Genomic DNA, 22,859 nt, shown 5'->3' on the forward strand with positions numbered 1-22,859 from the left:
AAATCCCGCTATGCTTTTCTCCGCAGTATATCTCCCCACTGAGCTTTTTCGCCTAATTCAATGTACAACACCTGTTTGGGATGAGGTGCGCTTTCCTGAGATTCTCCATCTTCATTGACAATCCGGCGCACCTCTGTCTCTACATTGGTACCATCCGGCTTCATAATTTCGATTCTTTCGCCTACAGAGAATTTATTTCTCTGTTCTATCTGGTACATACTGTCCTTTTCCCCACCTACTATCCCCAGATACGTGTACTCTTTCACATAAGTGTTATTGTTATATATCTGTGTAGTTTCATCCGGTTTTCCAAAGAAAAATCCTGTGGTAAACTGTCGGTAGGTACAGTTGGATATTTGCTCCAGATACCATGGCATGTTTTTCCTATAAAGTTCTGGATCCTGCTGATAATCATCAATAGCCTTCCGGTACGTTCTGGCTACCGTCGCCACATAAAGGGCTGTCTTCATGCGTCCCTCCACCTTTAGACTGTCAATACCCGATTCCAGTAACTCCGGAATATGCTCTATCATACAGAGATCCTTGGAATTGAAAATGTAGGTTCCCCTCTCATTTTCATACACCGGCATATACTCGCCGGGCCTGGTCTCCTCCACTACCGAATATTTCCAGCGGCATGGATGCGTACATGCCCCACGGTTGGCGTCCCTGCCGGTAAAGTAGTTGCTCAGCAGGCATCTGCCGGAGTAAGAAATGCACATTGCTCCATGGACAAATGTCTCTATCTCCAAGTCTTTTGGAATATTTGCACGGATTTCCCTGATTTCCACCAGAGATAGCTCTCTGGCAGTCACCACACGGCTTGCACCCTGGCGGTACCAGAAATTGTAGGTTCCGTAGTTGGTATTATTTGCCTGTGTACTGATGTGCTTTTCAATCTCAGGACAAACCTCCGCTGCAATATCAAAAACTCCCGGATCGGCAATAATCAGGGCATCCGGTTTTATCTCTTTAAGTTCTTGAAAATACGCACGAACTCCCGCCAAATCCTGGTTATGGGCCAGAATATTTGCCGTGACATACACTTTTACATCGTGTTCATGTGCAAATGCTATTCCCTGTTTCATATCTTCCATAGAGAAGTTCTTTGCCTTTGCTCTGAGACCGAACGCCTCCCCACCGATATATACAGCGTCTGCTCCAAAGATGACCGCTGTTTTTAATACTTCCAGGCTGCTTGCCGGAATTAAAAGTTCTGGGTGTCTTCCCATATAATTTCTCCTTTCATGGCCGAATGGCCATACAGGTATGCCCTGGGGTATTTCTCCTTTCATGGCCGAATGGCCATACAGGTATGCCTAGGGTAATTCTCTTTCTTTGTACTGATGGCCACACCATCTCCCAGAGGGATAATAGATGTCACCAAATCTTCATGGTGCTTTAGCTCATACAAATATTCCCTCATACGTGCATGAATGGTCCGGTTTCTGCGTTCCACCGCAAAGCGGGATTCTATAATGTCCCCGTCCTGCAGCACATTATCAGAAACAAGTGTTCCTCCGTCTTTCAGAAGCCGCAGAACTTCCGGCATATAGTGAATATACTGGCCCTTAGCTGCATCCATAAAGATAAAATCATAAAATCCTGTCAGACCTTTAAGCACCTCCAGCGCATCCCCTTCTAACAGAGTAATCTGATCTTCCCTGCCGGCTCTGCGAAAATTTTCTCTGGCAACAGGAATTCTTTTTTCATATTTTTCAATTGTTGTAATCTCACACCCCTCAGGGGCGTATTCACTCATCAATAACGCAGAGAAACCTACGGCCGTCCCCACTTCGAGGACGCACATAGGTTTTTGTATCATTAAAAGCACTTTTAGAAAGCTCTGCATTTCTTTTCTGATAATTGGGACATATTTGTCCAATGCTTCCCTCTCTATAGCTTCCAATATTTCACTGTTCTCTGTATCTAATGAATTGATGAATGTAGTAATACGTTCATCGACTATCATAATTTATCCTTCTACATCCATAATGATCGGAATCACCATAGGACGTCTCTTGGTCTTTTTCCAGATATAGTCATTTAGTGTATCACGGATCACCAGCTTAATCTTATTCCAGTCCGCATGTTTGCCCGACAGACACTTGTCCAGCGCATCGGATACCACTTTACGAGAATCTTCCATAAGGGCCTCCGACTCACGCACGTAAACAAATCCTCTTGATACAATATCCGGGCCCGCCAGCAGACGATTTGTCCCCTTCTCCAGAGTCAGGACCACAATCAAAATTCCATCCTCTGCCAGATGCTGCCTGTCCCTGAGTACAATATTTCCTACATCTCCTACTCCAAGACCGTCCACCAGAATTGCTCCTGTGTGCACCTTGTCTACAACCTTTGCCTCATCCTGACTAATCTCCATCACATCTCCTGACCGGATGATGAAGATGTTCTCTTTCGGAATCCCAAGTGATTCAGCCACAGCCGCATTAGCTTTCAAATGGCGGTATTCACCGTGCACCGGAATCGCATACTTGGGCTTTACAAGGGAATATATCAGTTTTAGCTCTTCCTGGCAGGCATGTCCTGATACATGGACATCCTGGAAGATCACATTTGCTCCCTTTGCCGAAAGTTCATTGATCACATGAGAGACAGATTTTTCATTTCCCGGAATCGGATTGGAGCTGAAAATTATTGTGTCATTTGGCTGAATTGTCACCTTGCGGTGTATATCTGCCGCCATGCGTGACAGGGCTGCCATAGACTCTCCCTGGCTTCCTGTGGTAATAAGTACCATCTTCTCCGGCGGATAATTCTTCATCTTATCGATTTCGATCAGAGTATTCTCCGGCACATTCAGATAGCCCAGCTCGGACGCCGTGGCTATAATATTTACCATGCTCCGGCCTTCTACAACCACCTTACGCCCATATTTATATGCCGTGTTGATAATCTGCTGCACCCTGTCCACATTAGATGCAAATGTTGCAATAATAAGGCGGGTATCCTGATGTTCTGTAAAAATCTGATCAAAAGCCCTCCCGACAGTCTTCTCGGACGGAGTAAACCCTTTACGCTCTGCGTTTGTACTGTCAGACATTAAGGCCAGTACGCCTTTCTTTCCGATTTCTGCGAAACGCTGCAGATCAATGGCATCACCAAATACCGGCGTATAGTCCACTTTAAAGTCACCTGTATGCACTATAATCCCTGCCGGTGAATAAATAGCAAGTGCCGATGCATCTTGAATACTGTGATTCGTCTTAATAAATTCTATTCTGAACTTTCCCAAATTGATGGATTGTCCATGACGCACGACTTTCCTCTTAGTGCTCCGCAGCAAATTGTGCTCTTTAAGCTTATTCTCAATAATTCCCATAGTCAGCTTTGTTGTATATATCGGAATATTGATTTCTTTCAATACATAGGGAAGTGCCCCGATATGATCCTCATGTCCATGAGTAATAACAAATCCCTTTACTTTATCTATATTATCTTTCAAATATGTCACATCCGGTATCACCAGATCGATACCCAGCATGTCATCCTCCGGGAACGCAAGCCCGCAGTCTACAACAATAATACTGTCCTCAAATTCAAAGGCAGTAATATTCATCCCTATTCGCTCCAAACCTCCGAGAGGGACAATCCTTATTTTTCCTTCATTTTGTTTTTTCAATAATTCTACACCTCCATGTGTTTTATGTACCTGCTTTTGCGCATGAAAATAACAGCAATCCTCCGTCCATCAGATTCAATCACATTCTTTCTTTTAAAATAAAGACGGATTATTTGCTTTTATTGAGGCAATCTTTACATAGTCCGTAAAATTTCAACTTATGATTCAGTACATGAAAACCTGTAGCTTCTTCAATATGATTCTCCAGTTCATCCAGAAAATCATCTTCAAATGGGAAAACTTTTCCGCATGATCTGCATATCAGGTGATGATGATTGTGTTTCATTTCGCCTTCAAACATATGTCCGATCTCATATCTGACACATCCATCATCCAGGTTAATACTGTCCACAAGCTGTATTTCAAGGAACAGCTGTAAAGTACGATAAACAGTAGCCAGTCCAATCTCGGGATACTTCTCCCTTATCAGCTCATAAATCTCTTCGGCCGTCATGTGTCTGCCGCTTCTGTCTGCCAGGGTCTGTAAAACCAATATTCTCTGCTGCGTTACTTTTAGTCCCTTTTCTTTTAGCTTGTCATTCAGCAGCTTCTGTACCCTTTCCTGTTCCATCGCTATACTCCACTTCATTTGCAGCAAGTTAATTTATTGTAAAAATCCTAAGACTTTACATTTCAATATCTACGTCTTCCAACAACTCTTCAAAAACATCGACAACTGCCATAAGTTCCCTGTCGTCGTCAACAATCTCATATACACTTTCCTTGTCATCGGGGAAAGATGTATCCTTCAAAATCATACACTCTGCGTCGTCTTCTTCCGAGTCTGTAACCAATATGTATACATTCTCGTTAATCTTTGTCTGTTCCAGTACAAAAAATTCTTCTGCTTCACCCGTATCTTCAAAGGTAAACTTAATTTTTTCCATAGAAATATCCTCTTAGCCTTCCGGCTCCTTCCGGCTTTCCTTCTTCAAATGTTCAGAATCCAGATAAGCCTGCAGGATGAATACCGCTGCAATCTTATCGATATACTTCTTGCGGTTCTCCCGTCTGACGTTGCTCTCAATCAGAACCCGCTCTGCTTCCACAGTTGTGAGCCGCTCATCCCACATAATAACCTCCAGCCCGGTACGCCTGATCAGCATGTCGCGAAATTCCAAAGATTTTTGTGCGCGCTCTCCAATATCATTATTCATATGCTTTGGAAAACCAAGTACAATCTTATCTACATTATATTCGGAAATCAGCTCCTCTATACGTGCCAGAGTACGCCGAAGCTTATTTTCCTCTTTTCTCTGAATCGTTTCAATTCCCTGGGCAGTGAGACTAAGTGCGTCACTGATTGCCACACCCACGGTCTTCGTACCATAGTCAAGTCCAATTATCCGCATATATATTATTCCCACGAATTATGGCTTATATACGCTTTTAACAATTCTTCTACAAGCTCGTCCCTTTCCACTTTCATCACAAGACTTCTGGCGCCGTTAAAGCTTGTGATGTACGTAGGATCACCGGACATGATATAACCGACAATCTGATTCACCGGATTATATCCCTTCTCCTTCAATGCCTTAAACACGATCTCCAGAATATCCCTGGCGGAAATCTGCGGGCCCGGTTCAACTTGAAAGAATTGGGTGTTGCTTAAATCGCTCATTACTTCTCCTCCGTTTTGTATGTTTTCTTATGTTTGTTATAGTTCGGCCTAAGCATCATCCGGCTTATGGCTGAGCTGTAACAAGCAACCCATGTTATCTGCCTACCATCAATTCTAATATAAACCCGCCTAAAATTCAATGTATAATTTGTAAATCATTTTCAATTTGTACTTTTACTATATGATTCTGTAAGTTTTCTTTTGTCTTCAGTGCAGCTTTCATGTATTCCCGCGTGTGACCGATCTGCATAATTTCCCCTCCGATCTCCACGCTTTCTTCTACAAGCACTTCAACTTCCTTTCCAACGAAGCTTTTTTCGTATGCCTGCCGCCCCTTCTCATGGAGAGCAAGAAGAATATCGCTTCTCCCGGCCTTTGTCTGTTCAGGGATCTGTTCCTCCATAACGGCTGCTTTTGTTCCCTGTCTTTTAGAGTACTTAAACACATGAGTCTCATAAAAACCCACTTTTTCAATAAATGCTTTAGACTCCTCAAATTCTTCATCAGTCTCCCCGGGAAACCCGACTATCACATCTGTTGTGAGTGCCGGATTATCGAAATATTTTCTGAGCAGAGTGCATTTTTCATAATATTCTCCGCTTGTATACCGGCGATTCATCCTTTTTAGCGTATCATCGCAGCCACTTTGCAGCGACAGGTGAAAATGAGGGCACATCTTCGGCAGCGTCGAGATAGTCTGCACGAACTTTTCCGTAATAATCCGTGGTTCCAGTGACCCCAAACGGATTCTGCTGATTCCCTCTACGTTATGCACCGCCTGTATTAAGGACAACAGATTTTCTTCGTCATCCTTAAAATCTATGCCATAGGAACTGAGATGAATTCCTGTGAGAACCACCTCCTGGTATCCATTCTGTGCAAGCCGCTTCACTTCCTCAATCACGTCATCCTTGACACGGCTTCTGACTCTTCCTCTCGCATAAGGGATAATACAGTAAGAGCAAAACTGGTTGCAGCCATCCTGTACTTTAATATAAGCCCTCGTATGCTCACCCGTTCTGGAAAGGTGCAGATTCTCATATTGTTTTGTATGGTTGATATCAATAATGGTATCCTTATCATAGTCATATTCTTCCAAAATGGAAAGTAAATCCTGCTTTTTATTGTTTCCAATCACAACATCTATACACGGATCCGGCTCCTCCTGAGTCTGCACGTAGCAGCCCGCAGCAACAACAAGTGCCTGAGGATTCATTTTTCTTGCCCGGTGAAGCATCTGTCTGGATTTGCGGTCCGCAATGTTCGTCACAGTGCAGGTGTTGATAATATAGATATCCGCCCCCTCTTTAAAGGGAACAATCTTATATCCGGCTGTTTCCAGCATTTCCTGCATGGCCTCCGTCTCATAAGCATTTACTTTGCAGCCAAGATTATGCAGTGCTACTTTTTTCATAATTAATCTCCTGTTTTTTTCCAGCTTTGTTCCTTGACTTTTAAACTCTCTTCCCGTAAAATATACATAAGGCAAAATGCCTTGACTAACACACATTAAGGAGGGAATATACAATGAAAACGGTACAGATTTCTTTAAATTCCATCGATAAGGTAAAATCATTTGTAAACGAAATCACAAAATTTGACAATGACTTTGATTTAGTTTCCGGGAGATATGTAATAGACGCCAAATCAATCATGGGTATTTTCAGTCTGGATCTTTCAAAACCAATTGAATTAAATATCCACGCTGAAGATAATGCAATAGATACCATTCTTGCCGCATTAGATCAATACATTATCAAATAAGTGCAGCTTATGAAATGCAGAGTCTGGCAGTCCAGACTCTTTTTTACTGTCCTTTTCTCTTTATTGTTCTACTGTTATAATCTCGGCAGTCTGGATGGCAGTCTTAACTAGTTCATCAATCTTCTCTTCCAGGTTTCTTTCAGACTTCTCAATTCTTTCCAGGTTCGGCTTTGTCACCGGATGCTTTGCAACGAATATAGTGCAGCAATCTTCGAAAGGCTGAATCGAGGTCTCAAATGTATCTATTTTTTCTGCAACCTCTACGATCTCGCGCTTATCAAAGCCTATCAATGGACGGTAGACCGGCAGTGTACATATTGCATTTGTAGCTGCAAGGCTCTGCATGGTCTGGCTAGCCACCTGTCCGATACTCTCTCCTGTAATAAGTCCAAGACAGTGATTTTCTTTTGCGAAATGCTCGGCTATCAACATCATGTAGCGGCGCATAATAATCGTTAATTCCTCATGAGGACACTTTTCATAGATGTAAAGTTGAACATCCGTAAAATTTACTACGTGAAGCTGTATTGGTCCTGCATACCTGGAAACAAGCCTGGCCAAATCTACTACCTTCTCTTTTGCGCGTTCGCTGGTATACGGAGGTGCGTGGAAGTATGTTGCATGGAGCTGCACACCACGCTTCGCAATCATATAGCCTGCAACCGGACTGTCAATACCGCCTGAGAGAAGCAGCATAGCGCTCCCGTTGGTCCCCACCGGCATTCCGCCGGGGCCGGGAATAGTCTCTGAGTACAGATAGATTTCTTCCCGAACCTCCACATTCAGCCGAATCTCAGGATTGTGTACATCCACTTTCATCCCGGAAAACGCATCCAAAATGACGTCCCCCAACTCGGAATTGATTTCCATTGAGTTCATGGGATACTGCTTCTTACTTCTCCTTGCCTCCACCTTAAAGGTCTGATTTCCCTCCGGATACATTCCTTCCATGTACGAGACAACATCTTTTGAAAGCTGTTCAAAGCCCCGATCCTCCACCCGCACAACCGGGCAGATGCCTACAATGCCAAACACTCTCTTAAGAGCTTCTACAGTCTCCTCGTAATCGTACGCACCGTTACATTCCACATACACTCTTCCTTGTGCCTTATGGACATAAAAATCACCATCTACGTCTTTTAACGAAAACCGAATCTGGCGGACAAGAGCATCTTCAAACAGATATCTGTTCTTTCCCTTTATGCCGATTTCGCCGTATTTTATTAGAAATGAATGAAATCTCATATATGGTCTCCTTTGTATAGCTTCTACCTTCTCGTATATTTTCTCAGCATCGGAATACAATTATATAACGTCTCCAGCGTATAGTCAATTTCTTCCTTTGTCGTAAGCTCTGACATACTGAACCTTAGCGTTGCGTCCAGATATTCTTCGGCCGCCCCGATACCCTTTAACACTCCGCTGACCGCCGGATGATTGGAGGCACATGCAGAACCGGAAGAAACGTAGATGCCCTTATCTTCCAGAGCATGCAGGAGCACTTCACTGCGGATTCCCGCAACCCCCACACTAATAATATGAGGTGCACTGTTCTCATCGGTCAGTCCGTGAACCGCTGTGTTCTCAATTTTAGATAACCCCTCCAGGAAGTGAGATTTCAGATCACGCATCAGTGCCACTTTCATGTCCATATCCTGGTATATCATCTCCGCCGCAAGGCCCATGCCCGCAATACCCGGTACATTTTCTGTCCCTGAACGGATATTCTTTTGTTGTTCCCCTCCAAAAATAATAGGTTTTATCTTTGTTTTTTCATTCATGTAAATAAATCCGATACCCTTTGGTCCATGAATCTTATGCCCGCTGACGGAAAGCATATCTATCCCCTGTCTTTTAGGGTAAATATGATATTTTCCAAATCCCTGCACTGCATCTGAATGGAACAAAATGGACGGATTGTATCTTTTGACAATCTGTACCGCCTCATCCACCGGCTGCACAGATCCCACCTCATTATTGACATACATAATTGAAACGAGAATTGTATCTTGGCACAACGCTTTTTTTAAAGCCTCCAGCTTTACTCTTCCGTTTGTATCCACCGGAAGATAGGTCACCCGGAAGCCTTCCGCCTCTTCCAGATACCGCATTGTATTCAATATGGCAGGATGCTCAATGGCCGTGGTTATCAAGTGGTTGCCGGATCTTCTGTTTGCTCTTGCAGAGCCGATCAATGCCAGATTGTCGCTTTCTGTTCCACCCGAGGTAAAAAAGATTTCTTTTGGGTTCACTTTTAATATCTTTGACAGCCTATCTTTTGATTCCCTTACATAGTGTTCTGCCTCCACACCCTTTCTGTGCATGGAGGACGGATTGCCGTAGTCCAGACACATCACTTTATAAACCAAATTCCCAACTTCCGGGTAACACCTGGTAGTCGCTGAATTATCTAAATATACTTCCATAATACCAATTTTCCTTTATACTTTCTTACTACTAAATTATGCTTAGGGCGAGACAGTGACACTTTCCAGCTGGTACATTAAGATAGACAGTACGGCAAATCCTGCAGTCTCGGTCCTTAAAATCCGTCTCCCCAAAGTGATGGAATTTGCCCCTGACTGAATCGCCTTTTCAACTTCTTCTTCTTCAAATCCGCCTTCAGGGCCTATAAAAACGCCTACATCCTGCCCCGGGCGCAGAGAAGAAATAATCTCCCCGGTCTGTTCCATCCCTTCTGCTTTTTCATAGGGTATCAGCACAACATTCATTTTCTGTGCATACTTCAGCGCTTCTTTAAAAGTCATAATCGGCCTTACCTCCGGAATCATGCTGCGGCCCGATTGTTTTGCCGCACTTAGTGCAATCTGGCTCCAGCGTTCTATTTTCTTATCGGCCTTTTTTTTATCCAGTTTTACAACCGTACGTTTTGTCAGAGTGGGAATAATCTGATATACGCCAAGCTCCACAGCCTTTTGAATTATCAGTTCCATCTTATCACTTTTAGGCAGTCCCTGAAACAGAAATATCCTGGAAGGAAGTTCTGTCCGGCCTCTACCGGATGACACAATGTTAAGGATAGCGCATTTTTCTTCATACCGGCCGACCTCACAGAGATACTCCTTTCCCTGTCCGTCACTTATTTTCACCTGTTCTCCAGGCTTCATGCGGAGTACATTTCTCATATGGTTTACGTCTGTACCCTCCACATATATAGTTTTATCCTTAATCCGGGACGGCTCCGCAAAAAAATGATGCATCTTAACCCTCCTTTTACTACACTAATTCTTTCTTGCGGTCACAGACACCCATTCGCCCTGGTATGTCACTTCCAAGACCTCCAGTCCTGCCTTCTCTACTGCATTTACAACCGTCTTTTCTTTATCATCAATAATGCCGCTCGTAATGTACATGCCGCCTGTTTTCATCTGATTTACAATAACCGGTGTCAGTTCTGTCAGCACATCTGCCAAAATATTTGCCACAACAATATCATACCGGGCATAACCCACCTCGTCCTGAATTGCTTTATCATCAATAATATTTCCGATAAGTACTTCGTAGCAGTCCTGCGAAATCCCGTTGACTTCCATATTATCATGGGCAGCATCGATTGCACAAGGGTCTAAATCTGTACCTACAGAATAGGCTGCTCCAAATTTCAGTGCCAGCATGCCCAAAATACCGCTGCCGCATCCCACATCCAGAATCTTATGTCCGGAAGTTACATATTTCCGGAGCTGACGGATACAGAGCTGGGTTGTTTCGTGCATACCCGTGCCGAAAGCAGTCCCCGGATCAATGTGAATCACCAGTTTATCACTGTCCTCAGGTGCTACATCTTCCCAGGAAGGAATAATCAGTATGTCGTCTACATAAAACTGGTGAAAATACTGCTTCCAATTATTTACCCAGTCCACGTCCTCTGTCTGAGATTCTTCAATCAGGCACTCTCCCACATCCACGTAAGCAGACATTTGTTTCAGCTCTCTTTTAATGTCTTTTAGAATCTGCTCCATATCGGCATCCTCTTCCGTATAAAAACTTAAATAAGCCACTTTGTCATCAGCTTCTGTCTCGGGAAGAATGTCCACAAACATCTGCTCTTTGTCAGACTGTGTAAGAGGAATCTTATCTTCTATTTCCACCCCATCAATACCCAAATCCATCAGCATACTGCTGACAATATCTTCTGCCTCTGTTGTTGTTTTCAACCGAAATTTATTCCATCTCATTTTTCTTTTCCTCCCGAAACAGTCTTAACGTTCACTATATAACTTTTTCCTCACGCATGCAACATTTTTTAAGTCTGCCGCGGCTTATTAAACCTACTGTGTTTTATCGGGAATAGCCAATATAAACAATGTGGACAGTACTAGTACAAACCCCACAATGTCCATCTTTGCAAATGTTGTTCCCAGAAAAACAGCTGCAACCACTGTTGCCGCAATTGGCTCAATACTGGAAAACAGTCCTGCATAAACAGGACCCGCATACTTCACCGAGATAAGATAAAAACCAAAAGGCAGAACTGTCCCGAATACAACGATCACAATAAACGCAAGGCTCACCTGAAAGTCAATCGTCACCTGCATTTTCCATGGCTGGGCTGCAAGCATCAGTACTGTACCTCCGATAATCATCCCCCAGGCGCTAACCGCTTCCGCAGAATATTTCTTCAGGAGAGGCACCGGCAGAACCCCATAAATGCAGGTGATTACCGCCAGCATGATTCCCAGAATAAGACCCTTGGGTAAAACCATAAGAGTTGAAAAGTCACCGTGTGTCGCCACAATCATAATACCGGTCACGGCCACAATCACAGATACTGTTTCCTTCCTGCTCGGCAGGACATTATGAACCACTGCATAAAACACAATTAGTATTGCCGGATTCAGATATTGAAAGATTGTTGCCGTTCCGGCATTCATCTCCTGCACAGCAGCGAAAAAAGTGTACTGCATCCCCATCATTCCGAATATGCCGAATATTACAAGTCTGAAAGCATCCTTCCTCTGCTTCCAGACCTTGGTAATCCCCTGTTTTTTTAATCCTGTATATATGAGCAGCAGCACACCTGCCGTAAGCAGACGATATGGCACAAGCCACTTTGCAACAATCCCTTTGCTGTCAAACAAAAACTGTGCCACAGGGCTGGTAATGCCCCATAGTGCCCCCGCCAAAAACGCAAAAATACAGCCTTTCATTTTTAGTATTTTATCTTGTGTCATTTAAACTCATTCCTTATATGTTTGGTGATTTACATCACTTCCAGCATATCTCCGGCTTTAATCACTCCACCTTTGATTACTTTCGAAAACACACCTTCCCGGGGCATAATACAATCCCCCATTTTCTGAAATATGGCACATCCGTGATGGCACTCTTTCCCAATCTGAGTCATTTCAAGAATTACGTCCTTGCACCTAAGGCGTGTACCTATAGGGAGCGTCTTAAAATCAATCCCTTCTACAACGAGATTTTCTCCAAAAGCGCCATCTTCAACCTCAGCCCCTCTTTTGCGGAAATCCTCGATCTTGTCATAGGACAGCAGGCTCACTTGCCTGTGCCATTTTCCTGCATGGGCATCGCCCTCTATACCATAATCTTCTATAAATACTGCTTCACCTATGTTCTTTTTCTGCGTCCCCTTTTCAGGACTTGTACAGACAGCAATTACTTTTCCCATAATCAACCTCCGATACTTGACATTTGTTTCTGCTCCAGATTGTCTTCTGCATCTTTTTCAGCAGAAAACTGATGACACCGGGGTTTTTCAAATATCACTCTTCTAATTACATCCTTCAGATCCTTATCCTCTATACCATCCCGCAGCAGCTTTCTCAAATCTTCTCCTGTGGAATATTGTAAACAGGGTTTTAAAAATCCTTCTGCTGTCAGGCGTACTCTGTTACAGTCTCCGCAAAACTGGTGAGAAATCGCACTGATAAACCCTATCTTTCCGCAAAAGTCCGGGAATCCGATATAAACCGCCGGGCCGTTGCCAAACCTGCCAGACAAAACCTCTGACTTTCCATAAACTTCTTCCAGCCTTTCCAGCACTTCCTGCTGACTGCTGCCCGGATAGGACTTGCCAAGTCCTATGGGCATCATTTCAATGAAGCGGACATTCACATGGCTTTCCCTGGCCATTCCCGCAAGCGGAATCCATTGCGATTCATTAATTCCCGGGAGAATGACGCAATTCACCTTTACGGAGATATTCGGATACTTCAAAGCTGTCTTAAGTCCGAGCCAGGCTTTATCAAATTCATCCCGCCTTGTAATTGCTTTATACTGATCGGGATTCAACGTATCCAGGCTGATGTTCACGGCATCCAGCCCTGCTCTTGTGAGATCTGCAATCTGATCCGCCAAAAGCACTCCGTTTGTCGTCAGCGTCACTTGGTCAATCCCTTCCATTTCTTTCAGCCTGTGAAGCAGTTCAGCTAAATCTTTCCTGACCAGCGGTTCCCCTCCGGTCAGTTTAATCTTCGATATCCCTTCGCCGGCACAAACTCGGCATATTCTTATAATTTCGTCGTAAGACAATATGTCGCTGTGAGCCACCTGTTCTATCCCGTCTTTGGGCATACAGTATACGCAACGAAGATTGCACCGATCTGTTACCGATACTCTTAAATATTCAATTTTTCTATTGTATTGGTCTATCATGACCCACACTCTCCTGTCATACCCTTCATAATCTCCAGTCCATGCGGAAGTGACTCCATAATACACTCCAGGTTTTCTTTCACTGCCTTTGGACTTCCCGGAAGGTTTACAATCAATGTCTGATTCCGGATAACAGACGCTGCCCGGCTCAGCATTGCCCTTGGGGTAATCTGAAGGGATGCATAACGCATGGCCTCGGCAATCCCCGGTGCATTCCTGGTTGCAACCGCAAAGGTCGCTTCCGGTGTACAGTCTCTGGGTGAAAAGCCTGTCCCGCCTGTAGTCAGAATCAAATCCATATGCTTTTTATCGCAGAGTTCTATTAATTTTTCCTCAATCATCCGCTGTTCATCGGGGAGCAGAATCATCTCAGCCGCTTCATAGCCCGCCTCCTCTAACATCTTTCGGATGAGAGGTCCGCTTTTGTCCTCTCTATCCCCGGCATAGCCTTTGTCACTGAGCGTTATGATTGCTGTTTTCCATCTTTTTTTCATGGCGGTAATCTCCACTCTTTCCGCCGGTCTTCCGGCACAAATAAATTTCCTTGATTTCCATAGACTTGTCCAATGCCTTGCACATATCGTACACCGTTAGAAGTGCTGTGCTGACCCCCGTCAGGGCCTCCATCTCCACCCCGGTCTTTCCAGTTACTCTTACAGTACAGTAGCACTGAATTGCGTACGCTTGGGGCAGCATCTCAAAAGTCACTTTGCACTTTGTAATAGGAAGAATGTGACACATGGGAATCAGCTCTGCTGTCCTCTTTGCTCCCATAATCCCCGCTATGGTAGCGACCCCCAGCACATCACCCTTTCCTATGGTGCCTGCACATATGGCATCATACACCTCTTTATTTACAACAATCCTGCCTGTGGCTGTGGCCTCGCGAACAGTGTCTGCTTTCTCGGTCACATCCACCATGACAGCCTTTCCGTTTTCATCAAAATGCGTTAACCCCATACATGATTCCCCCCTTGTTATTTGCCAATATAACTTGCTCTCTTATTCTAGCACAAGGAGCCGCTTTTTGTAAATCCGAAAAGCTTTTATAGCCTATATTTTCAACAATTGATTTTTGTGTTTATCCCGCTCCTGGTTTCTTGTATAATTACTTTTCTGAGCATCCAGACACACAATATATTGGGCAATGCCATAAAGGCGTTGAATAAGTCCGATACTGTCCAGACAGCATCCAGCGACATGACTGCTCCGAAGTATACTGCTGCTATGTATGCGATTCTATATGGAAGAATTTTTTCTTTTCCCCAGAGGTACTGCGCCGCACATTCTCCGTAATAGCTCCATCCTATGATAGATGCATATGCGAAAAGCACCAATGATATGGAAAGCAGCATGCTGCCGTTAAAGGGCAGTCCGTCGAAAGCCAGAAAGCATAGCTGATCGTCCGCCGCTTTTGCATATACATCCGGTGCCCGAAGCATACTGCTTACAATGGCTACTCCAGTGATTGCACACATTACAACGGTATCCCAGAACGGACCTGTCATGGAAATCAGACCCTGCTTCACAGGGCATTCTATTCTGGATGCCGCCGCAGTCATAGGAATAGATCCCAGTCCCGCTTCATTTGTAAAAAGTCCTTTCGAGATTCCCGTCCGCATTCCCACCATCACAACGGTTCCGGCAAGTCCTCCGAAAACCGATTTTGAAGTAAAAGCGGATTGTAAAATAACCCCAAACGCCGCTCCCAGATAGGCTCTGTTTAACCAGATTAAAAGCAGGCAGCCTCCAAAGAAAAAAAAGCTCATGAGGGGAACCAGATATGTACACACTTTCGAAATTTGCTTTGCTCCTCCAAGTATTACGGCCCCCACAAGAAATGCTGCCACTATTCCGATTATAGAGGAGGATGCCGGATATTGCACCTGCACCGCTGCACGTATAGAATGAGCCTGGACACTGCTTCCCATGCCCAGGGAGGCAAGAATGGTACTTACTGCAAATATCACTGCTGCACTTTTTTGATGGAGCACCTTCTCCATAACGTACATAGGTCCACCTGTGTAAGAACCGTCTGGACCTTTCACTTTATATTTGGCAGACAGAAAGCACTCAGCATAACAGGTTGCGATACCAAGTACTCCTGTCATCCAGCACCAGAACACTGCTCCCGGCCCCCCAATTGCTATGGCTGCTGAAACACCTATAATATTCCCGGTACCTATGGTTGCAGCCAACGCTGTCGCCAGCGCAGAAAAAGGCGAAATACCATTGTCTCCCATTTCCTTTTTTGAAAGACTGAGCCGAATTCCTTTCGGAATGTTCCGTTGGATAAAGCCAAGCCGGACAGTAAAATATAAGTGAGTCCCCAGAAGAATTATCAGCATTGGCATGCCCCATAAATATCCGGTTATTGATTTTATTATTTGTAAGATTGATTCCATATTTAACTCCGTAAATAAATGTCAATTTATATATATGAAAACCTTGCTTACTTTATCATTATATTTACAAAGGGAAGGCCTGACATGCTGTTCTACATGTCAGGCCTTTTTACTTATCTTTAACTTGCTGCCTTCTCAAACTGTGAATTATATAATTCTGCGTAGAACCCATTTTTCCTGATGAGTTCTTCATGATTTCCCTGTTCTACGATATCTCCGTCTTTCATGACGAGTATCAGGTCGGCATCCCGTATGGTGGAGAGACGATGTGCGATTACAAAGCTGGTTCTTCCCTTCATCAGGTTATCCATGGCTTTTTGTATCTGTACCTCTGTTCTGGTATCTACTGAACTTGTCGCTTCGTCCAGTATCAGTATTTTCGGATCTGCCAGGATAGCTCTCGCAATGGTCAGCAGCTGCTTCTGGCCCTGAGATATATTGCTTGCTTCTTCATTCAGTTCCATATCGTATCCGCCGGGAAGAGTCTGGACAAAGCGATGAACATGGGCTGCCTTTGCTGCCTCTATAACTTCATCATCTGTTGCATCTAGCTTCCCATAGCGTATATTGTCTTTTATGGTTCCATGGAACAGCCATGTATCCTGAAGCACCATTCCAAACATCTGGCGCAGTTCGCTCCTGTTAAAGTCTCTGATGTCATGCCCGTCCACAAGTATGGCCCCGGTATTTACATCATAAAAACGCATTAACAACTTAATCATTGTTGTTTTTCCGGCTCCGGTAGGCCCTACAATAGCAATCTTCTGACCTTCATGCACTTTTGTCGAAAAATCATTGATAATGAGTTTGTCTTCATTATATCCAAAGTGCACATGATCAAATTCTACGTTGCCTTCGAGGTTTTCTACAGATACCGGATTTTCTGCAGTCTGATCTTCTTCCTCTTCTTCTAGAAACTCAAACACACGTTCAGAAGCCGCTGCCGTGGACTGCAGCAGGTTTGATACCTGTGCCAGCTGCTGAATTGGCTGGGTAAATCTCCTTACATACTGGGTAAAGGACTGGATATCTCCGACTTCAATGGTCTTCTTAGCCGCAAGATAACCTCCCAGGATAACCACTACAACATAACCCAGATTTCCTATAAATTGCATAATAGGCATCATAATACCGGATATAAATTGGGATTTCCATGCAGAATCATATAGCTTGTTATTTGTTTCTTCAAACTCTGCCAGTACATCTTTTTCCTTATTAAAGGCCCTGACAATATTATGTCCGCCATAGACTTCTTCCACCTGGCCATTTACCTCTCCTAGATATTCCTGCTGTCCGCGAAAGTATTTCTGAGAATGTTTCATAACCACAGAAATAAACACTGCAGAAAGAGGAAGTATAAGAAGTGTCACACCCGTCATCAGCGGACTGATTGTCAGCATCATCACAAACACACCTATGATAGAGGTGATGGATGTAATCAGCTGCGTTGCGCTCTGATTCAGGCTCTGTCCCAATGTATCAATATCATTTGTTACACGGGAAAGGACTTCACCATGTGTTCTTTTATCAAAATAGTTCATCGGCATCCGGTTGATTTTGCCGGATATTTCCTTTCTCAGCCGATATGTCATCTTCTGTGACATTCCTGTCATCAAATATCCTTGTACAAAGGAACATAGTGCACTGATAAGATATAAACTTAGAGTATATATGAGGATCCGTCCGATTTTTCCAAAATTCATGCCGTCTCCGCCGGATACTTTGTTCACCAGTCCATTAAAAATCTCTGTCGTTGCCTTTCCGAGAATTTTAGGACCGACAATATCAAATACGGTTCCGCCGATGGCAAATATAACAACAAAGATTAGTTGAATTTTATATTTTCCCATATAGGAAATCAGTTTTTTCAAAGTCCCGGTAAAATCCTTTGCCTTTTCTCCCGGAGCCATGCGGCCCGCAGGTCCGCCCATTCTTCTAGTTGGTGTTTTTTTCTCACTACTCATGACTGCCGGCCTCCTTTCCCGCATGATCTGTATAAGCCTCTTCCATTCCTTCTTTTATTTCCTCCTGCGAAAGCTGAGATTCTGCTATTTGCCGGTATACTTTGCAATTTTTCAGTAGTTCCTGATGCGTCCCTATTCCCGCAATTTCACCGTCATCCAGGACAATAATCTGCTCTGCATGCAAAATGGTACTGATACGCTGTGCAACAATCAATACGGTGCTGTCTGCCGTCTTCTCCTTCAGTGCTTTCCGCAGGGTAACGTCCGTTTTATAGTCCAATGCAGAAAAACTGTCATCGAAAATAAAGACATCGGGGTGTTTTGCAACAGCCCTTGCAATGGATAAACGCTGTTTCTGCCCGCCGGACACATTATTTCCACCTTGGGAAATCGGGCTTTCGTATTTTTGAGGCTTCTCGTCAATAAATTCTACAGCCTGCGCTATTTCGGCTGCCTCTATCATCTCAGTTTCGTTCCCCTGTGGGTTGCCGTACATAATATTTGAAGCTACATTTCCGGAAAACAGGACTCCTTTTTGCGGTACATATCCCAATTTGTCACGCAGATCATGCTGAGTTACATCACGGATATCAATTCCATCCAATGTGATGCTGCCTTCCGTTACGTCATAAAACCTAGGGATCAGATTTACCAGCGTTGATTTGCCGCTTCCTGTACTTCCGATAATTGCTGTTGTCTGTCCCGGTTCTGCCTCAAAATCAATATCGTGAAGCACATCCTCATTTGCTCCCGGGTAGCGGAAGGATACATGGTCGAACCTGAGAACTCCCTTGGTTTTTTCCGGCAGTTCTTTCTGTTTTTCAGGATCCCGGATCAGTGTCTCACTTTTCAGTACTTCATCAATACGGTTTGCTGACACCGCCGCTCTGGGAAGCATAACGGAAATCATGCTCAAGATTAGAAAGCTGAAAATAATCTGCATTGTATACTGTATAAATGCCATCATATCTCCTACCTGCATCTGTCCGTCATTGACTCCATGAGCTCCGGTCCACACGATCAGCACAGCAATTCCGTTCATAACCAGCATCATAACCGGCATCATAAAAGTCATTGCGCGGTTTACAAACAATTGGGTTCTTGTCAGATTTTTATTAGCTGTGTCAAAACGCTCTTCTTCATGCCTCTCTGTGGAGAAAGCACGGATAACCGGGAGACCTGTCAGTATCTCTCTCGTTACCAGATTCAATTTGTCTACTAAATTCTGTAACACTTTAAACTTGGGCATTGCCACCGTAAAAAGGACTAAAACTACCAGAGAAATCAGCACAACCGCAAGTCCAATGATCCATGACATGGAAACATTTGTATGGAACACCTTATAAATACCGCCGATGGCCATAATGGGCGCATACAGTACCATCCGAAGCAGCATAACCGTCAGAAGCTGCACCTGCTGAATATCGTTCGTACTCCTTGTAATCAGTGAGGCTGTAGAGAATTTATCAAATTCGTTGTTAGAGAATCCTACTACTTTATTAAATACTCTGGCCCTCATCCTGCGTCCTGTTGAGGCTCCTACCCGGGATGCCATAAAACCAACCAAAATATTAGCAATCATTCCAAGAAACACAAGGCTCATCATCTTGCCCCCTGTTGACAGAAGATAATGATTCTGCAGCTTATCTGTGTCCATGTTCAGATTCTTATATGCATCCTTAATGTATACAGTTGCTGCCTGGTCTATCATTGCATTAGGCATATCAGCGAGTTTGTCCTCTATCTTCTCTATCACTTCTGTACGCTGTCCATCCGGAATCATTTCAAATAACTCATACATATCCGCAGCGTCAACTTTTTTGAGCTGATCATCTATCTGGGCCCGGGCCTGATTCTCAGCCTCAGCCTGCTTCTCGGCAAGTTCAGGGCTTGCTGACAGCGCAGCTTTCTGCTCATCAGTCATCTGGGCCGCGGCTTCATCCATTTTTTTCTGTGCCTGCTCAGTAATTGATGTCTTTATATTCTTCTTCATGGAGTCTTCAAGCTTTGTTGTTACATCACTCCCGGACTCAATTCCGGTAACAAATAACATTGGTTTTCCAAGAATATCAGACAACTCGGAAATCTTATCTTCATCTTCCGCCGCTGTATTCTTCAAAACGTACACCGGGCCATCATAGTCATAGCCTGTGTCTGTCAGTTCATATGCATCTTTTACTGTGTCGGCATCCTTACTTTCAACAAACAGCAGGAGCCTATCCATATCATCCCGGGTCAGCGCATCCGGTATAGATTCATCAATGCCGCCCTGCTGAATCCCCACATTTACAATATCGGAGGTATAGCCGGGAAGCGACAAATCACAATATGCCTGTATAATGAGTACTGCCAGGATTGCAATCATAGCCTTCCAGTTTTCCCCAATATACTTAAATAAATTCTTCATAGTATATCCCTTTCTGTATTCATATTCTGTCTAATAATTTAAGTCGGAGAGTCGTCTGCCACTTTCAGATTCTTCTGCATCTGTAAGAGCAGCCTGCGAAACAGCATTATCTCCTCCTGGCTCATATCCCTGAAAAGAATTTCATCCATTTTCATTGCTACTTCTTTGGTATACTTAACGCACTTTCTCCCCTTCTCCTCCAAGCTGAGGCGCATGATTCTCTGATCCTTGTCGTCCAGTCTGCGTTTAATAAACCCCAGCTTCTCCATCTTCTGGATAGCTGTAGTTATAGACGGCGGTGTAACACTCATCAAAGCTGCCATCTCGCGCTGAGACATTTCCCCTTTATGATCTAACATAAACAAGATACCTGCCTGACCTGGTTTTAAATCATACTGTTCAAAGAGAACCCTTATCTGTTCCATACTCATGTGCATAACCCGGCTCATGAGACCTATAGTGGGGACACGATTAATATCGCAATCCATTTTTTCCTCCTTCCCCGACCTCTGAATTTCAAAGTCTCTAAACATTTCGCTAAAGCAATTTAATTAGATGTCTAACGGATATATTAGTAGTATTCTATAAATATATCAATACACTTTTATAATTTTCACAGTTTTTTAACAATATTGCCGTTATTTTAATTAGCTTAGTAAACTAACATTATGTGAGCACAGAGTGAAAGATATGACATTAAAAAAAAGAGTCCGGTGTACTGGACTCTCTCAACAACTCGCTGTATCATTGCCGATCCAACAGGCTTTTTTGTTTGCCTTCCAGCCAGGAAAGCAATTTCTCCCATACTTCAATGGTTTTCCGGAACTGCATAGCGTGCAGCTCTACATTTTGATGATAACATTCCAGTTCCCTGGAAATATCCGTAAAGTCCTCACGCCCCAGATAAGAGGCAATCTTCGGCAGAGTTGCTGCCAGCTGGAGACGCATATTGTCAATCCGGCTTTCATATGTATCCTTCTGGGTAAGATAAAGCAGCAGCGGCTTATAACGCACCCAACCTACACAGGCTCTTTGGAAACGCTGTATTACAAAATCCATATCTGTACAGACCGGTCTGAGGCGGATTGGCAGCACACCGTCCATCAATTGATCATATGCAGCAAAACCATCGTGAAAAGTATAGCAGGGTACCTTAAATGCTTTACTGTCCCCCAACAGGGTGCTTAAGAACGTGTCTTCCCCTCTGGCACCGGGCGGGTTATAAAAGGGATGCACCCGGGCACGGTCTTTCAAGTTGATACAGAGATTAGATCCCGAAATAAACCTGCACTTATTAATCAAAGGAATTTCTCCGCACCCACTGCCTGTCAATATTGACGGCTCTGCATAAGTGACACCGCCCTGACGCATCAAAACTTCCAGTGATTCCCAATTAACAATGTCATTGCTGATTGCCTCAATAAAAACCTGAAAATCTTCTTTTGTTAATTGATTGCTAAATTCAATAGAAGGGATCGGGGAAATGTATCCACAATGATATCCATTCGTAATGTTTGCTCCGGTGTCCAGCATATACTTGAGATGAGAACGCAGAACATGCTGTCCGCTCCAGACTGCCCAGTCACGGGTATTCGTAACTGCCATAGGATACTCATCATCATCCAGAAACAGCAGGTAATCCATCTGCTCCTTGACAGCCCAGTAAAGTACCATATTCCGCTGTCCCGCATATCCTCCCCGAAAGAACAGCTGTGCTTCATCCGGGGATAGAACCCCAGTATCTGCCAGACTCCGAATTTCACTATTTATCGCTGTCTTTCCCAGAAAAAAGGTACTGTCAAAGTCCCTAAGCAAGTGCTGCGGAATATTAGTATAGTCTGTCACCTTGGTATTCTCATACTTTAAATCATAAGCTACAAACAGGTTCAGACTAATATTCTCATTCTCTGCCACCCCGCCCTCACGCCAGCTCAAAATATTAGTTTTCAAAACCTTCCGAAAGGTTTTACGCCCTGTCGCAAATCCAATTCCTACTTTTATCTTTTCTTCATTTGGCAATCTGTCCACTCCTTTTCCGAAACTTTGTTAATATCAGCGAATAATACGCACTATTTCGCGTATACTACTATTTTAATCAATAATTTGGATTATACCAACAATTTATTTGTATGTCAAATTATGGATTATTTAAATAATTAAATTTATTCACTTTTAAGTTTACTATATTTTAGTTTGCCTTTTCTTTACAATTCTGTCAATAGTTGTATAATAGCTATGTAAAGTTATGTAAAAAATGACAAACTATTATTTTAAACTTTACAACAAAGAAGGAGCTTCCTGTATAATTAAAATATAAGGAATTCCAAGAAAGAAGGTTGAGAAAAAAATACCTCGGTGTAAAATAAGATTACTGACTTTGCCGGTTAGTAAAAATCTTATTAAAACAGAGAGGTAT

The 22,859-nt window shown here is 43.6% G+C and carries 23 protein-coding genes; 1 reads left to right on the forward strand and 22 read right to left on the reverse strand.

What is annotated here, in order from left to right; all coding sequences use genetic code 11:
* Positions 1-8: 8 nt before the first annotated feature.
* The 8 genes from BN3456_RS02550 to mtaB all read right to left on the reverse strand — a co-directional run bounded on the left by BN3456_RS02550 (position 9) and on the right by mtaB (position 6,681).
* A complete protein-coding gene (locus BN3456_RS02550) occupies positions 9-1,232 on the reverse strand; it encodes a peptidase U32 family protein (RefSeq protein WP_089982598.1) in 1,224 nt (407 codons plus the stop codon).
* A gap of 59 nt (positions 1,233-1,291) precedes the next feature.
* Complete coding sequence (locus BN3456_RS02555) at positions 1,292-1,972, reverse strand: O-methyltransferase (protein WP_089982599.1); 681 nt, start codon at positions 1,970-1,972, stop codon at positions 1,292-1,294.
* A gap of 3 nt (positions 1,973-1,975) precedes the next feature.
* Complete coding sequence (locus BN3456_RS02560; protein WP_089982600.1) at positions 1,976-3,646, reverse strand: ribonuclease J; 1,671 nt, start codon at positions 3,644-3,646, stop codon at positions 1,976-1,978.
* Between the two features lie 109 nt (positions 3,647-3,755).
* Positions 3,756-4,217, reverse strand: a complete 462-nt coding sequence (locus tag BN3456_RS02565) for a Fur family transcriptional regulator (RefSeq protein WP_089982601.1) — start codon at positions 4,215-4,217, stop codon at positions 3,756-3,758.
* Between the two features lie 55 nt (positions 4,218-4,272).
* Positions 4,273-4,533, reverse strand: coding sequence for a DUF1292 domain-containing protein (locus BN3456_RS02570; protein ID WP_089982602.1), 261 nt, complete (start codon positions 4,531-4,533; stop codon positions 4,273-4,275).
* 12 nt (positions 4,534-4,545) lie between these two features.
* Positions 4,546-4,998 carry a Holliday junction resolvase RuvX gene (gene ruvX / locus BN3456_RS02575; RefSeq protein ID WP_089982603.1) on the reverse strand — a complete coding sequence of 151 codons (453 nt, stop codon included), beginning with the start codon at positions 4,996-4,998 and terminating at the stop codon, positions 4,546-4,548.
* A gap of 5 nt (positions 4,999-5,003) precedes the next feature.
* Complete coding sequence (locus BN3456_RS02580; protein ID WP_089982604.1) at positions 5,004-5,267, reverse strand: IreB family regulatory phosphoprotein; 264 nt, start codon at positions 5,265-5,267, stop codon at positions 5,004-5,006.
* A 136-nt stretch (positions 5,268-5,403) separates the two neighbouring features.
* Complete coding sequence (gene mtaB / locus BN3456_RS02585; protein ID WP_089982605.1) at positions 5,404-6,681, reverse strand: tRNA (N(6)-L-threonylcarbamoyladenosine(37)-C(2))-methylthiotransferase MtaB; 1,278 nt, start codon at positions 6,679-6,681, stop codon at positions 5,404-5,406.
* 113 nt (positions 6,682-6,794) lie between these two features.
* Between mtaB and BN3456_RS02590 the strand changes: the two genes are divergently transcribed.
* Entirely contained in the window at positions 6,795-7,031 is a 237-nt protein-coding gene (locus BN3456_RS02590) for an HPr family phosphocarrier protein (RefSeq protein ID WP_089982606.1), read from the forward strand.
* 60 nt (positions 7,032-7,091) lie between these two features.
* On the opposite strand, the gene thiI is transcribed toward BN3456_RS02590, so the two are convergent.
* From thiI to BN3456_RS02660, 14 genes are all read right to left on the reverse strand, one after another.
* Complete coding sequence (gene thiI / locus BN3456_RS02595) at positions 7,092-8,276, reverse strand: tRNA uracil 4-sulfurtransferase ThiI (protein WP_089982607.1); 1,185 nt, start codon at positions 8,274-8,276, stop codon at positions 7,092-7,094.
* A 23-nt stretch (positions 8,277-8,299) separates the two neighbouring features.
* Positions 8,300-9,457 (reverse strand): cysteine desulfurase family protein, encoded by a 1,158-nt coding sequence (locus BN3456_RS02600; protein ID WP_089982608.1) that lies wholly within the window; start codon positions 9,455-9,457, stop codon positions 8,300-8,302.
* Positions 9,458-9,499: 42 nt separating this feature from the next.
* Positions 9,500-10,252: a 16S rRNA (uracil(1498)-N(3))-methyltransferase gene (locus BN3456_RS02605; protein ID WP_089982609.1), complete on the reverse strand. Its 753-nt coding sequence runs from the start codon at positions 10,250-10,252 to the stop codon at positions 9,500-9,502.
* 21 nt (positions 10,253-10,273) lie between these two features.
* On the reverse strand, positions 10,274-11,227 hold the full coding sequence (prmA, locus tag BN3456_RS02610; protein ID WP_089982610.1) for a 50S ribosomal protein L11 methyltransferase: 954 nt from the start codon (positions 11,225-11,227) through the stop codon (positions 10,274-10,276).
* 93 nt (positions 11,228-11,320) lie between these two features.
* Positions 11,321-12,223, reverse strand: a complete 903-nt coding sequence (locus BN3456_RS02615; protein ID WP_089982611.1) for a DMT family transporter — start codon at positions 12,221-12,223, stop codon at positions 11,321-11,323.
* A gap of 29 nt (positions 12,224-12,252) precedes the next feature.
* Positions 12,253-12,681, reverse strand: a complete 429-nt coding sequence (locus BN3456_RS02620; RefSeq protein ID WP_089982612.1) for an MOSC domain-containing protein — start codon at positions 12,679-12,681, stop codon at positions 12,253-12,255.
* Between the two features lie 2 nt (positions 12,682-12,683).
* Positions 12,684-13,667, reverse strand: coding sequence for a GTP 3',8-cyclase MoaA (moaA, locus tag BN3456_RS02625; RefSeq protein WP_089982613.1), 984 nt, complete (start codon positions 13,665-13,667; stop codon positions 12,684-12,686).
* The gene (gene mog, locus BN3456_RS02630) at positions 13,664-14,161 is read right to left on the reverse strand and encodes a molybdopterin adenylyltransferase (RefSeq protein ID WP_089982614.1); all 498 of its coding nucleotides are present in this window, start codon (positions 14,159-14,161) and stop codon (positions 13,664-13,666) included. The genes moaA and mog overlap by 4 nt, the downstream gene beginning before the upstream one ends.
* The gene (gene moaC / locus BN3456_RS02635) at positions 14,121-14,627 is read right to left on the reverse strand and encodes a cyclic pyranopterin monophosphate synthase MoaC (RefSeq protein ID WP_089982615.1); all 507 of its coding nucleotides are present in this window, start codon (positions 14,625-14,627) and stop codon (positions 14,121-14,123) included. Before moaC ends, mog begins: the two co-directional genes overlap by 41 nt.
* A 101-nt stretch (positions 14,628-14,728) precedes the next feature.
* A complete protein-coding gene (locus tag BN3456_RS02640) occupies positions 14,729-16,072 on the reverse strand; it encodes an alanine/glycine:cation symporter family protein (protein WP_089982616.1) in 1,344 nt (447 codons plus the stop codon).
* 119 nt (positions 16,073-16,191) lie between these two features.
* A complete protein-coding gene (locus tag BN3456_RS02645; protein WP_347457712.1) occupies positions 16,192-18,036 on the reverse strand; it encodes an ABC transporter ATP-binding protein in 1,845 nt (614 codons plus the stop codon).
* Entirely contained in the window at positions 18,029-20,443 is a 2,415-nt protein-coding gene (locus tag BN3456_RS02650) for an ABC transporter transmembrane domain-containing protein (RefSeq protein WP_089982617.1), read from the reverse strand. Before BN3456_RS02650 ends, BN3456_RS02645 begins: the two co-directional genes overlap by 8 nt.
* A 38-nt stretch (positions 20,444-20,481) precedes the next feature.
* The gene (locus tag BN3456_RS02655; protein ID WP_089982618.1) at positions 20,482-20,931 is read right to left on the reverse strand and encodes a MarR family winged helix-turn-helix transcriptional regulator; all 450 of its coding nucleotides are present in this window, start codon (positions 20,929-20,931) and stop codon (positions 20,482-20,484) included.
* 256 nt (positions 20,932-21,187) lie between these two features.
* Entirely contained in the window at positions 21,188-22,462 is a 1,275-nt protein-coding gene (locus BN3456_RS02660) for a hypothetical protein (RefSeq protein ID WP_089982619.1), read from the reverse strand.
* Positions 22,463-22,859: the final 397 nt, after the last annotated feature.

Origin of the sequence: Clostridium sp. C105KSO13 (genome assembly GCF_001517425.1) — a bacterium.
Taxonomy (GTDB): Bacteria; Bacillota; Clostridia; order Lachnospirales; family Lachnospiraceae; genus Muricomes.